This window comes from Streptomyces sp. NPDC002788 (assembly GCF_053592115.1).
Genome location: NZ_JBSFVB010000006.1, coordinates 239011 through 251494, shown reverse-complemented (window position 1 = coordinate 251494; position 12484 = coordinate 239011). Strand labels below are relative to the sequence as shown.

Below are 12484 nucleotides of genomic sequence, written 5' to 3'. Positions count from 1 at the left end.
CTGCGGCTCCGGGAGTCAACGGCACTGGGGCTCGATCAGAGACCGGCGACCAGGTTGGTGACCGGGGCCGTGTTCAGGCCGGTGACGCCCTCGACGGTGCCGACGGCCGTGTCGACCAGGCCGGAAACCGGAGCGATGCCGTTGACCGTGTCGGTGACGGTGTTCACGGCGTTCACGGACAGGCCGCCGGAAACGGCGTCGAGCTCGGCGTCGGCGATCTCGACGGTCTCAACCTGGGGGGTGGAGTTCATGATGGAACTTCCCTTCGTATGGATATCTCACAAGGGGGGAGCGGCCCCCTCTGGGGACAGATGACGGCCGCGACCGCGAGTGCCGGACTCTCGTTTCCGAGTGCCCTGTGCGGCCCCCGCGGTGCGATGGATCAAAGCACGCTGCGGGTGCGGGCTTCCAATCAACCACCCGTCTCACCAGGGAACTTGCGCCTCAGCGGCACCGATCCGTGCAGGTCTGCGCACAGCTTGGTGGCGAGCTCTTCACATGCGTCACGGCATCGGCTCATTCAGGCCCTTGCTTCCCCGGACGGCGAATCAGGCACTCCCGCCCCAAAGGCGTGACCCACGCGCCGGGCCTGTGGACAACCCTTCTTCAGGTGACCGGGTTGAGCAGCCGATGTGCAGATTCGCTGAACTCGGGATTCAACTCCGGGATCACAACAGATCGTTCCCGAGCGAATACGGAGCGTTCCTGTTCGATGTGTCGGACGAGGGCCTGAGCTGAAAGGCCGTCATCCGGCCAGGAGCCGGCGCGGCCGGCCGGGTTCGCCCTTCCCGGCCCGCCCGCTGTGACCAGGGGTGCCACAGACCGCGTGGTCGGTCCGCGGGCGACGGGAGTTGGCTGATTCCGGGATGCGAAGGGATCACTTGCAAACGGAATTGAACGCCCCCCGTGACCCGTGCGTACCAACAGCCATCCAGGCGCCCCCCCAGAAGTTGCCGGACGGCGGCACCTACTCCGTTCCCCAGGAGGAGAGAAGTTTGAGTCACAAGCGAATTCCGAAGCGCAAGGCCGCGATAGCGGCGGGCAGCGTGGTGGCGCTCGGCGCGGCCGCGATCCTGTTGCCCCATGCCAACGCCTCGCAGGACGGTTCGTCCGGCGACGCGGCGGCCGCGCCGAAGACCCTGAAGGCGGGCGACGCCTCGGATCTCGCCTCGCAGCTCTCAGGGCTCCTCGGTGAGGCGTTCGGCGGCTCCTACTACGACGGCGACAACCAGCAGCTCGTCGTCAACGTCGTACCGGGCGGCAACAACAACGTGATCGTGCGGGCCAAGGCGGCGGGCGCGAAGGTCCGCGAGGTCGACAACAGCTGGTCGGAACTTAAGGACGGCGCGTCGACGCTGAAGTCCGAGGCGACCATCGCGGGCACCTCGTGGTCGATCGACCCGCGCACCAACAAGCTCCTGGTGACGGCGGACAGCACGGTGACCGGCGCCAAGTGGGACAGACTGCAATCCACCGTGCAGAGCCTCGGCTCCGGCATGGCGACCCTCAAGAAGTCCGCCGGCACCTTCAAGCCGTTCGTCTCCGGCGGTGACGCCATCTTCGCGGGCGGCTCGCGCTGCTCCCTCGGCTTCAACGTCACCGCGGGCGACGGCTCGCCCGCCTTCCTGACGGCCGGTCACTGCACCCTCGGCGGCAACGAGTGGTCCGACACCCAGGGGGGTCAGCCGATCGCCACCGTCGACCAGTCGACCTTCCCCGGCGACGGCGACTTCGCACTCGTGAAGTACGACGACCCGGCGACCGAGGCGCCCAGCGAGGTCAATACCGGCGACCAGACCGTCCAGATCACGGAGGCCGCGGAGGCGACCGTCGGCCAGGAGGTCTTCCGGATGGGCAGCACCACCGGGCTCTCCGACGGGCAGGTCCTCGGCCTCGACGCCACGGTGAACTACCCGGAGGGCACCGTCACGGGCCTCATCCAGACGAACGTCTGCGCCGAGCCCGGCGACAGCGGCGGCTCGCTGTTCACCCAGGACGGTCTCGCGATCGGCCTGACGTCGGGCGGCAGCGGTGACTGCACGGTCGGCGGCGAGACGTTCTTCCAGCCGGTGACCACCGCCCTGGAGGCGGTCGGCGCGAATCTCGGCGCGGGCGGTGCGGCGGGCGGCGGCGCCGGTGCGGGCGAGGAAGCGGGTGCCGGTGGCGAAGAGGCCGGTGCCGGTGCCGGTGCCGGTGAGGAAGCGGGTGCCGGTGGCGAGGCCGGTGCCGGTGTCGGTGCCGGTGAGGAAGCCGGTGCCGGCGAGGAGGCCGGTGCCGGTGCGGGTGAGCGGGCCGGAGGCGACGAAGCGGGTGCCGGTGCCGGTCAGGACGCGGGTCAGGGCGTCGAGGACCACTCCGGTTTGACCGAGTCCCGCTGACCCGAGTCCCGAGGACCCGGGAGCCGTCCGGATCCGGTCCGACGTGGCCGGTCCGACGTGGCCGGTCCGACGTGGCCGGACCGGCTCCCAGGCGGCGGCCCCGGCCCACAGGCGGCCCCGGCCCGCCCGCGGTCCTCGGCCGCGATCCCGTCCGGTATTGGATCGGGCTGGCCCTCCGGCGGGAGGGCCGGCCGTCGTGGTGCCGGGCCGGGTGCTTCGGCCGCCGAAGGCGACCCCCACCGCTTTCGGCGTCCGCCTCATCCACCCGAGGGCCCTGGCCCCTGATCACCGGGACGGCCGTCCCGTCCCGGTGCCGGGTGCGGTGTCTCGGGGGGCCGGGGTCGAGGCCTCCCCGCCTGCGGGGCGTCGAGCAGCCGGTATCCGCCGCCCCTACCCGACGGCCCTGATCAGCAGCAGGGCGATGTCGTCGGGCCGTTCGTCTCCTTCCGTGTGGTGCCGCTCCTGGTGGAGGAGGCTGTCGGCCAGTTCGTCCAGTGGCTGCTCCCCGGCCTCCGCCAGGCGCCGGCCCAGGTCCGCGAGGGCCTCCTCGAAGTCCGTGCCGGGGGACTCGACCAGCCCGTCGGTGTAGAGGGCCAGCAGGGAGCCGGGCGGGAGGGCGACCTCCGTGGTGGGGTACACCGCCGAGGCGTCGATGCCCAAGAGCGGGCCCCCGGCGAGGTCGAGGACGCGTACCCGCCCGTCGGGCCGTCTCAGCAGCGGCGGGGGGTGACCGGCCCGGGACATCACGGCCCGGCCGTGCGCCGGGTCGAGCCGCAGGTACAGGCAACTGGCGAACAGGTCGGACCCCAGGTCGAGCAGCAGCCGGTTGGTGCTGCGCATGACCTCCTCGGGCGCCTGGCCCACGGCCGTGTACGCGCGCACCGCGGTACGGACCTGCCCCATCAGCCCGGCCGCGGTGACGTTGTGGCCCTGTACGTCCCCGATCACGGCGGCCGCCATCCCCTGGGTGCTCACCAGGTCGTAGAAGTCGCCGCCGATGTCCATGCCCTGGGTGGCGGGCACGTAGCGGCCGGCGGCCTCGATGCCGGGCAGCGACGGCAGCGAGTGCGGCAGCAGGGCTTCCTGGAGGCCGTGCGCGAGCCGGTGCTTGGCGTCGTAGAGGAGGGCCCGCTCCAGCGCCTGGGCGATCAGCCCGGCCAGGCTGGTCATGATCGCCCGCTCCTCGGTGGGGAAGAGGTGCGGCTCGGCGTAGGAGAGCACACACGTCCCCACGGGCCGGCCCTGGGCGATCAACGGCAGGTAGGCCCAGGCTGCGAACCCGTCGGGGGTGGCGAGGCGCGCCGGGTACAGGCGTTCCAGCTGCTCCTGTGACTCGAAGAACGCGGGCACGCCCGTCCGCAGCACCTGTGTGCCGGGCGTGGTTTCGGACAGGGGCATGCCGTCGAACCGCTCGACCACGTGCGCGTCGCGGTACCCGCGATGCCCGAGCACCCGCAGCCGGTTCGCCCGGGATCCCAGGACGACCAGGGCCTGGCTGCCCACGGCCGGGGCGATCTCGTCCGCGACCAGCTGCACCACGTCCTGCACACCCACCGCCTCGGTGAGCGCGCCGGCCAGGTTAAGCACCTGCGAGATGGTGACCAGCCGGGAGGGCGCGCCGTCGGGCGGCGGTGCCGTGCGACTCATCTCCGACACGGCCCGGGACCTGGTGATGCGGACGCTCAGGCCGGTCGTGCTCGGATACAGCCGGAACGACAGCCACTCGCCGGGCGGGCGCAGCGCCACGAACGAGGTGGTGTGCTGGCTCATCAGCGCGGCCCGGTAACGGTCCTCGTACACCGGGTCGTTGAGCCAGGGCACCGAGGCCCACAGCTGCGTGCCGAGCAGCCGGCTGACCGGGACGTTCAGCAGCTCGGCCGCCGCCGCGTTGACGAAGCCGACCCGCCCGTGCAGATCCAGCGAGACCAGTCCGTACGGCAGCCGGCTCACCATCCGGGCCGCCTCGACCGTGCCGAGCGTGCCGGCCATGCCGCCCACCAGGGGCGAGGCGACCAGATCGGTCTCGGGGTGCGGCGGGATGCTGCGCTCGGCGGCCCGCTCCAGCCGGACCGCCAGCCGGCCGCAGGCCGCCGTCAGATGCTCCCGCTCATGGTCGGACAGCTCCGGCGGATGTGCGCCCGGCCAGGTCACGAAGACCGCGCCGTAGACGGTGGTCCCGGTGGCGACCGGCACCGCGGCCAGGGCGAACGGGTAGGGCAGCACCACGGCGATGCGCGGATAACGGCGGGCCATCTCCTCTTCGCCGCTGACCCACACCAGCCGCCGCTCGCGTGCCGCGTCGGCGACCGGGATGGGCGCGCTCAGCCCCACCCGCTCCCACGGCGCCGCGAACGCCCGGGGCAGACCGGCCATCACCGCCATCTCCAGCACCGGCTGTTCCGGCGAGAGCAGATACACCGCGCCGGAGTGGGCGTGCACCTCGTCCATCATCGAGGCCAGCGCCAGGGACAGCACGGGACGGCCGACCGGCGTCCTGGCGGTTGCCGGCGCCTGCGCGGACGATTGCCCGTCGGACACGCCGACCACCTCCTCGCACGGCCGCGCGACCGAGTTCAGGAACAAATCTCCCCCCTGGCGGGCGGTCGCGCACGACGAGCGGCACCTGAGCGGACCCCCTCGTTACCGTCGGTCACAGCCCCCTGGCCCCGACGGGGGCGCCCACATACCCCGACCGCCCCGGCTCATGCCCCCGCAGTCGAAGCTCGGCCCGGCATGCAGGCGCTCCGCGTGCGCCCCCTCGCCCCCTGATGGCCGGATCTTCGCGCCCACGCAGGGTCACCGTCGCGAACAATGGGGCACGCGCTCAGCAGGGCGAGCGAGGGGGTACGGCGAGCGAGGAGGTGGCAGTGATCCGGGTGCTTCTGGTGCACGACGAGTGTCTGGTGCGATCGGTGCTGGCGGACTGGCTGCGGGGTCAGTCCGATCTGGCGGTGCACGACACGTCGTGGCGCGGCGCGCCGGGCATGCTGCGGTCGGTGCGGCCGGACGTGTGCGCGGCGGACCTGGAGTGCGCGGACTCGTACGGCATCCCCCCGCTGGGCGAGCTGGGCCGGACCGGCCCGGACCGGCCCCGCCCGCGATTACTCGTGCTCGCCACCGCGAACAGACCGGGACTGCTGAAACGGGCGGTCGAGGCCGGGGTGCTCGGCTACGTCGACAAGGAGGGATCGCCGGAGAACCTGCTGCGCGGGATACGCCGGGTCGCCGAGGGGGAACGTTTCGTCAACGACTCGCTGGGCTTCGGGTTCCTCAAGGCGGCCGAGATGCCGCTGACCCGCAGAGAACTGAGCGTGTTATCCCTCGCGGCCGAGGGAGCCTCCATCGCGGAGATCGCCGGGAGCCTGCACCTGTCCCACGGGACCGTGCGCAACTACATGGCGGCCATCACCCGCAAGACCGGGGCCCGCAACCGCATCGACGCGATCCGCATCTCCCAGGGGCAGGGCTGGCTCTGAGCGCCGCCGGGGCACCGCGGGCGCCCAGTCGCCCACGAGGTCCCGGTACGGAGCCGAGGTCCGCAGCAGCTCCTCGTGGCCGCCGCACGCGGTGCCGCGGCCGTCCAGGACCAGCACCCGGCCGGCACGCCGGGCCGAGCTGATGCGGTGGGCGACGACCACCAAGGTGCCGCCAGGCCGCCGCGCGAAGGCCCGCTCGGCGCGCTCCTCCGTCTCGGGATCCAGATGGCAGGTCGCCTCGTCGAGCAGGGCCAGCGGGGCGTACGACAGATAGGCCCGGGTCAGTGCGACGAGTTGCCGTTCGCCGGCCGACAGGGCCGCCGGGTCGACCCGGGCGCCGAGCCCGCCCAGCCGGTCGGCCAGCGGGGCGAGACCGACCGCCTCGGCGGCGGCCAGCAGTTCCTCCTCGGGCACCCGGTCCGGGCGCAGGTACGCGAGGTTCTCGGCCAGGGTGCCGCCGAAGACGTACGCCTCCTGCGGGATGAGTACGCGCGCCGCGGCGGCCTCCGGGCCGGGAACGGAGTGTCCGCCGACCCGGATCGTGCCGTGCTGCGGTGTCAGGAGTCCCGCCACGAGCGCGGTGAGCGTGGACTTTCCCGTGCCGCTGGGGCCGACCACGGCCAGATGCGCGCCGGGCGGAAGAGTGAGGCTCAGGTCTTGGACGACGGGGCTGCTCGCGGGGCCGTAGGCGAAGGTGACGCGGGTGAGGGCGAGGGCGGGGCGTAGGTCTTCGCGGGGTTCGCCGCTCCGGGGTGCGGGGAGCGGGGCCGCGGTGCGAGGCGGCGGGTTCGCGGCGGCCCTGGGGAAGCCGCCCCGGCGGGGCGCGTCGGAGCCGGCACCGCGGGCCGTGGGGCGGGGGCTCCCGTCCGGGTGGGTCGGGTCGGCGTCGTCCGGGGGCCCGGGACTGTGGTGCGGGCGGATCGAATCGGCGGTGTCCGTCGCGCCGGGGCCCTCGGACGAGGGGGCCGTGCCGGAGTTCGACGGGGCCAGCCGTCGCAGTACCACCGTCAGCCGCGAGCCGCTGGCGCCCAGGCCGTGGATCAGGTTGCGCAGGGCGGGCAGCAGCGACTGGGTGACGTAGGCGAGGGCGCCGACCAGGGCGCCCGTGGTGACGCCGTGGGCCAGGAGCCACGGGGCGGTGGCGAGCAGCAACACGATCGGCAGCTGACCGCCGATCGTCAGGGACGCCACGCGCAGCACCCCCCAGTGGGCCAGGGCGCGTGCCGCCTGCAGTTCCGCCTCGATCCGTTCTCCGGTGCCGCTGGCGACGCACGCCTCCGCGCCGGTCGCCGTGATGTCCCGCAGGCCCGGACAGACGGTGCCCAGATGGCCGGCCAGGGCCTCGTCGGCGACCAGGAACGTCTCCTGCCGCCGGGCGAGCGGCCGGAGCGTCGCCGCGAACAGGGCCACGCCGAGGGCCAGGGGCGGCCCCACCACCAGCAGGAGCGGCGGGGCGAGCGTGAACAGGCCGGCCAGGGCGCCGGCGGCGGTGAACACGAAGGAGCGGGACACCATGACCAGTCCGGCGAAGGTGTCCCGGGCGATCTCCACCTGCTGCGTGAGCCCCGACAGGGAGCCCGCGTCACCGGTGCGCACCCCGCGCGAGACGACCCGCTCCACCAGCCGGTCCCGGAGGGGTTCGACCAGCGCGGCGACGGCGGCGTAGACCCGCGCGGTGCCGTAGGAGCCGGCCAGCACGCCGAGCCCGGTCACCGCGAGCCAGACCAGCCCGACATCCGCCCGTCCGCGCAGGAATCCCCCGTCCAGGGCGCGGGCAGGCCCGTACCCGATGAGGAAGGTCTGCCCGGACTCCAGCACGGACCAGGCGGTGAGCCGCAGCAGGACGCGCCGACGGGCCAGCAGGAAGCGCAGTCCCCGGGCGGGCAGGGTCGTGGTGTCGCCGGTCATGTCTGCGCTCCGCCCTCCGCCTCCGCGTACGCGGTGCCCGCCGCCTCCCCGAACACCGCCCGGTACTCCGCGATCCGCCACAGCTCCTCGTGCCGTCCCACCGCCCGCACCCGCCCCTCGTCCAGCCAGGCCACCGCGTCCGCGCACGCGGCCGTCGCGCTGCGGTGGGCGACCAGGAGCCGGGTGCTGCCCCGGCCGTTGAGGAGGGCGTCGGTGATGCGGCGTTCGGTCACCGTGTCGAGGCTGGAGAGGGCGTCGTCGAGGATCAGCAGACGGCCACCGTGCGCGAACGCCCGGGCCAGGCCCAGCCGTTGGGACTCGCCACCGGAGCGCGGCGCGTTCGCGACGGGCGTGTCGTATCCGTCCGGGAGGCGGCGGACGAAGTCGTCGGCGAGGGCGGTTCGGGCAGCATCGCGGATGCGGGCGGGGGAGACGGAGGACAGGCCGAGGCCGATCGCCTGCTCGACCGTGCCGCCGAGGAGAGCCGGGCGGGCGAAGGCGTAGCCGACCGCGCGGCGCAGGTCGTCGTGCGGCAGCTCGCGCAACGGCACCCCGTCGAGAAGCACCTCGCCCGCGTCCGGTTCGGCGAGCCGCCCGGCGAGGGCGGCCAGCAGCGACTTGCCCGCGCCGGACCTGCCGACCACGGCCAGGGTCGTGCCGCCCGGGACGACGAGGTCCACCCCGTCGAGCACGGTGCGTCCGCCGCGCCGGGCCGTCAGCCCGCGCAGCTCCAACCGCCCGGGCCCCTCGGGCAGCCGGCGAGCGCCGAAGGCGGTGGCGGGCTCGGTCTCGACCTCACCGAGACGCCGCGCCGCCGCCCGGGCCCGGGCCAGGCCCGCGAGCCGCCCGACCAGGACGCCGACGCCCGTCGCGAGCACCGCGTACCGCGAGGCGGCGAGGACGTCCCCCACCGACAGCCGGTCCCGGGTGAGCTGCACACCGGCCACGGCGACGACCCCGAGCTGAAGCAGCGGCGCCACGGCGACCGCCCGGGCGGCGGCCCGCCCCTGCACCCGCCACATGCGGTGCCCGGCTCGGGACAGATCCGGCAGCGGCCGCAGGACGCGGGCGGTCTCCCTGTCCTGCGTACCCGCGGCCCGGACGGTGCGGACCCCCTCGACGGCCTCCGCCAACGCGGCCGCGATCCGGCCCTGCGCCTGCTGGTAGTGCGTCGCGCTCTCCGTGGTGTCACGGGCGACGGCACGCAGAACGAGAGTGAGGACGGGGGCTCCGGCGAGGAACACCGCCGCGAGCCACCAGTCGATCATGCCGAGCGCGACCACACCGCCGAGCGGGCCGGCGAGGGCGGCCACCAGCGCCGCGCGGGCAGCGGGCGTGGTACCCGCCTCGGCGGCGTTGCCGACCAGACGCGCGACGAGGTCACCGGAGCCGAAGCGGTCGGCGGCGCGCGGGCCGACGCCCAGGACGTGCCCGGTCAGCCGGCGGCGCAGCCAAGCGGTCGAACGGGCGTCGACGGTGCCGGTGAGGACAGTCTGGGCCGCGTCGAGCAGGCCGAGCAGCAGCACGAGGCCGGCGCAGTACAGCACCCAGCGGGTCGCGGGGGCCTGCGCCAGCAGAAGATCGAGGGCCCGGCCCAGTGCGGCCGGCAGCAGCAGCCCGGCGCCGGTCGCGGTGACGCTCACCAGGCACAGCGCCAGGCAGCGGGACCCGCTGTACCGGGTGGCCGTACGCAGCAGCGCCCGGGCGTGTCCGGCCGCCGGGTCGTCGTCGGCACGCGGGGTCATACCGGCCTTTCATGGGACGGGAGGACCCCGGGCGGCCCCTCCCCGAAGGGAGAGCGCCGCCCGGAGCCACTACAGACCGCAGGTCAGAGACAGAGCAGAACGCTCGCCGCGCTGATGCAGGAGATCAGGCTCACCGTGCTGTTGCCGCCGCCGTCCGTCCGCTCCTCGGTCTCGATGGTCTGCAGGTCGAGAAGTGCCATGGTGTGTCCTTCCGTTGGGTGTCCGTCCGTGGTCATCCGTGGGGACGGGGTGGTGTCACGACTCCGCCGGATCGCGGAACCGCGTCATCGGGGCCGCCGGTGGGGCGGCGGGAGGAACGGCAGGTGGGCGTCGGACGCCGGGTCGAGGGCCGCGCCGAGCGCCAGCAGACACCCTGCCGTTCCGGTGGCGAGGTCCATGGAGAGCCGCATCATCTGGTGGCCGGGGAAGGCCAGTTGACCCTGGTACGCCATCGCGAGCCAGCCGAGTCCGGCGATCTGCCCGGCCAGCCGGTCCCCGGTCGCGCCCGGCGTGGTCGTGCGGCTGAGGTGCAGGATCATTCCGGCGCGGCCCTGGAACAGCCCGGGTTGCGCGTAGAAGCGTGAGGTGGCGGCGGTGAGCACGCCGGCGCGGGCCGCCTCGAACTCCCCGGCGAGCCCGGGGGAGTGGGCCACGAGGTCGTCGAGGACCATGCCCAGTCCGGCGCTGCCGTCGCCGAGGTAGGGCAGGGTCCGCCAGCCCTCGTCGACCTCCAGTGACCCGTTCTCGCGGGTCACGCAGGACTCCAGGTCCCGGCGCAGCGCCACGGCCGCCGCCTCCAGCCAGGCGTCCTGGCCCGTCCACCCGTACTGCCGCAGCATGAGCAGCGCCGGTCCGGTCGCGCCGCGCAACAGTCCGGCGCGCCGCCGGGGCGTGTCCGCCGGGGGCTCGGTGAGGCGCTGCACGAGGATCCGCGCGGCCTCGCCGGCCCGCTCGCGCAGCTCACTCTCACCCGTGGTGCGGGCCAGGTGGCCCAGGACGAGACCCAGTCCGGCCAGTCCGCCGTGCAGGTCGGAGGAGAGGTGCTGCCAGCGCTCCGCGAGGATGCCCTCGACCAGGTCCAGCGCCCGCTGCCGGTGCCCGAGCCGGTCGAGGACCAGGGCGACGCCCGCGAGCCCGTCGTACAGACCGAGGGGTGTGCCGACCGGGGCCGGTGCCGTCCGGTCCAGCAGCCAGCGCTCGCCCTCCTCGTACCGCTCGGCGCCGGCCGCGTCCAGGGCGTACAGCACCCCCGCGGCGCCGTGGGCGATCCCCAGCCCGCCGCCGTCGGAGAACTGGGCGACATCGCCGGGGAAGAGCCGGTCGTCGCGCTCCGGGGTGGCCGAGGCGAGGATCGCCTTGACCATCGAGTCCCGGCTGTACGGCCAGTCGCCCGGGTCCACCGGCGAGGAGGGAGCGGCCGCCGTACGGCCGGACACCTCCCGCGTGATCTCCGTGACCGCCTCGTCCAGGAACACCCGCGGCACGTCCGGGAACTGCTCCGCGATCACCTCGGCCAGATGCGCCGCCTTGCCGCGGTCCACCACGAACAGCGTGGTCACCGGCAGGAACAGGGCCAGCCGCAGACAGGCCAGCGCGTACCGGTCGACGTCCGCGCCCCGGCGGTCCGGCGGCGCGAAGAAGCCAGGGTGGGCGACGACCTGGCGGCCGTTCTGCTCGGCCGGGGCCGCCGCCTCGAAGTCGAGGAGGAAGACCGACTCCCCGTCCGGGGCGACCATGATGTTGAAGACGTGCAGGTCGTTGAAGACGATGCCGCGCGCGTGCACCGCCGCCACGGCCTCCTCCACCCGCCGGTGGATGCGCAGCGCCCAGGCCGTGTACGAGGCGACCGCCTCCGGGTCCGGGTCCTGGGCGAGCAGCGGATGCCGCTCGGCGAAGAACGAGTTGAGCGGGCGGCCCTGAAGGAAGTCCATCACCAGGAAGCGGTGACCGCCGAGCTCGAACCAGTCGCGCACCTCCGGGACCACGCGCGTGCCCGCGACCTGCTCCAGCGCCAGCTTCTCCCGCTCCAGCCGGGTGATCGCGTCGGCGCCGTCCGAGGCCAGCCCCGCGTGCGGCCGGCCCTCCTTGAGGACGACCTTGCGCCCGTCCCGGGTGTCGGTGCCCGCGTACACACCGCCGCCGTTGGAGAAGTGCAGCGCCTTCTCGATGCGGTACGGCAGCTCGCCGACCGTCGTGGTGTTCCGCGCGTCGAGATGCGGCTGGAGGAACGCCGGCAGCGTCACCCACTCCGGCACCTGGAACGACGGCGACCGCCGGTCCGGCACCAGCCGCCCCTCGCCGTCCCGCACCGCCGGCACCAGCGAGCCCCGCTCGTCCACGACGAACGACCGCGCGAAGGCGCCGTACCGCACGTACAGCGGACCCTCGCCCCAGCGCAGGTCAGTGAGGATGTACGGCCCCTCGAAGCCCTCCAGCAGCGCACCCAGCTCGCGCAGCACCTGCTGCAGCTGCTCCTCGTCGGCCGGGTAGACGGTGACGAACTTGCCGCTGCCGTCGCGGGGCGCGTACTTGGTGTTGCGCAGGTGCAGCAGATGGGGACCCGGTACGAACTTGAAGGGGACACCGCGCTCGACGCAGTAGTCCCACACGATCCGGGCGACCTGCTCCGCGTTCGCCCGGATCGCCGTGGCGTGGATCTTCCAGCCCTGCGCCGGACCCTGCACCGGCTTCCCGTCCGGGCCGAGCGGCGTCATCGTCAGCCAGTCGCCGATCCGTGCCGCCTCCCAGCCCTCGGGCACCGGCCGGCGGGCCGTCTCGTAGAGATGCGCGGCTGTCGCCTGCCCGCCTCGCGCCAGCCGGTCCGGCGTCTCGTAGAAATGCGGGTCGGCGAGCGCGTACACCTCGTACCGCTTGTCCATGCGTCCCCCTCCGTGACGGGCACCGAGCCTTCCAGCCACGGGCGGGGCCGGGACAGTCACGGCTGTCACGAGTTCGCTGTGCGGAACGCACGCGTAAA

General features: G+C 74.0%; 7 protein-coding genes and 1 pseudogene. 2 read left to right on the top strand and 6 right to left on the bottom strand.

All coding sequences use genetic code 11. The features are described 5' to 3' along the window. Nucleotides 1-35 precede the first annotated feature (35 nt). Nucleotides 36-251 carry a type A2 lantipeptide gene (locus ACWD1U_RS14140; protein WP_351416474.1) on the bottom strand — a complete coding sequence of 72 codons (216 nt, stop codon included), beginning with the start codon at nucleotides 249-251 and terminating at the stop codon, nucleotides 36-38. 744 nt (nucleotides 252-995) lie between these two features. Here ACWD1U_RS14140 and ACWD1U_RS14135 point away from each other — a divergent pair. Beyond that, on the top strand, nucleotides 996-2378 hold the full coding sequence (locus ACWD1U_RS14135; RefSeq protein WP_451107357.1) for a S1 family peptidase: 1383 nt from the start codon (nucleotides 996-998) through the stop codon (nucleotides 2376-2378). Nucleotides 2379-2768: 390 nt separating this feature from the next. Here ACWD1U_RS14135 and ACWD1U_RS14130 read toward each other — a convergent pair whose 3' ends face one another. After that, entirely contained in the window at nucleotides 2769-4925 is a 2157-nt protein-coding gene (locus ACWD1U_RS14130; RefSeq protein WP_451107538.1) for a SpoIIE family protein phosphatase, read from the bottom strand. Between the two features lie 221 nt (nucleotides 4926-5146). Here ACWD1U_RS14130 and ACWD1U_RS14125 point away from each other — a divergent pair. Beyond that, nucleotides 5147-5770: pseudogene (locus ACWD1U_RS14125) on the top strand (response regulator transcription factor); the annotation flags it as partial. On the opposite strand, the gene ACWD1U_RS14120 reads toward ACWD1U_RS14125, so the two are convergent. The 4 genes from ACWD1U_RS14120 to lanKC all read right to left on the bottom strand — a co-directional run bounded on the left by ACWD1U_RS14120 (nucleotide 5693) and on the right by lanKC (nucleotide 12386). Beyond that, nucleotides 5693-7762, bottom strand: a complete 2070-nt coding sequence (locus ACWD1U_RS14120) for an ATP-binding cassette domain-containing protein (RefSeq protein ID WP_451107355.1) — start codon at nucleotides 7760-7762, stop codon at nucleotides 5693-5695. The pseudogene ACWD1U_RS14125 and the gene ACWD1U_RS14120 sit on opposite strands and share 78 nt — an antisense overlap. Continuing rightward, nucleotides 7759-9507 carry an ABC transporter ATP-binding protein gene (locus ACWD1U_RS14115; protein WP_451107354.1) on the bottom strand — a complete coding sequence of 583 codons (1749 nt, stop codon included), beginning with the start codon at nucleotides 9505-9507 and terminating at the stop codon, nucleotides 7759-7761. Before ACWD1U_RS14115 ends, ACWD1U_RS14120 begins: the two co-directional genes overlap by 4 nt. An 83-nt stretch (nucleotides 9508-9590) precedes the next feature. Continuing rightward, nucleotides 9591-9707: a SapB/AmfS family lanthipeptide gene (locus ACWD1U_RS14110; RefSeq protein WP_107459826.1), complete on the bottom strand. Its 117-nt coding sequence runs from the start codon at nucleotides 9705-9707 to the stop codon at nucleotides 9591-9593. A gap of 84 nt (nucleotides 9708-9791) precedes the next feature. Further along, nucleotides 9792-12386 carry a class III lanthionine synthetase LanKC gene (gene lanKC / locus ACWD1U_RS14105; protein WP_451107353.1) on the bottom strand — a complete coding sequence of 865 codons (2595 nt, stop codon included), beginning with the start codon at nucleotides 12384-12386 and terminating at the stop codon, nucleotides 9792-9794. Nucleotides 12387-12484 lie beyond the last annotated feature (98 nt).

Coding starts and splice junctions, on each gene's coding strand:
- ACWD1U_RS14110 (WP_107459826.1), bottom strand. CDS start 9,707: ATGGCACTTCTCGACCTGCAGACCATCGAGACCGAGGAGCGGACGGAC.
- ACWD1U_RS14115 (WP_451107354.1), bottom strand. CDS start 9,507: ATGACCCCGCGTGCCGACGACGACCCGGCGGCCGGACACGCCCGGGCG.
- ACWD1U_RS14120 (WP_451107355.1), bottom strand. CDS start 7,762: ATGACCGGCGACACCACGACCCTGCCCGCCCGGGGACTGCGCTTCCTG.
- ACWD1U_RS14140 (WP_351416474.1), bottom strand. CDS start 251: ATGAACTCCACCCCCCAGGTTGAGACCGTCGAGATCGCCGACGCCGAG.
- lanKC (WP_451107353.1), bottom strand. CDS start 12,386: ATGGACAAGCGGTACGAGGTGTACGCGCTCGCCGACCCGCATTTCTAC.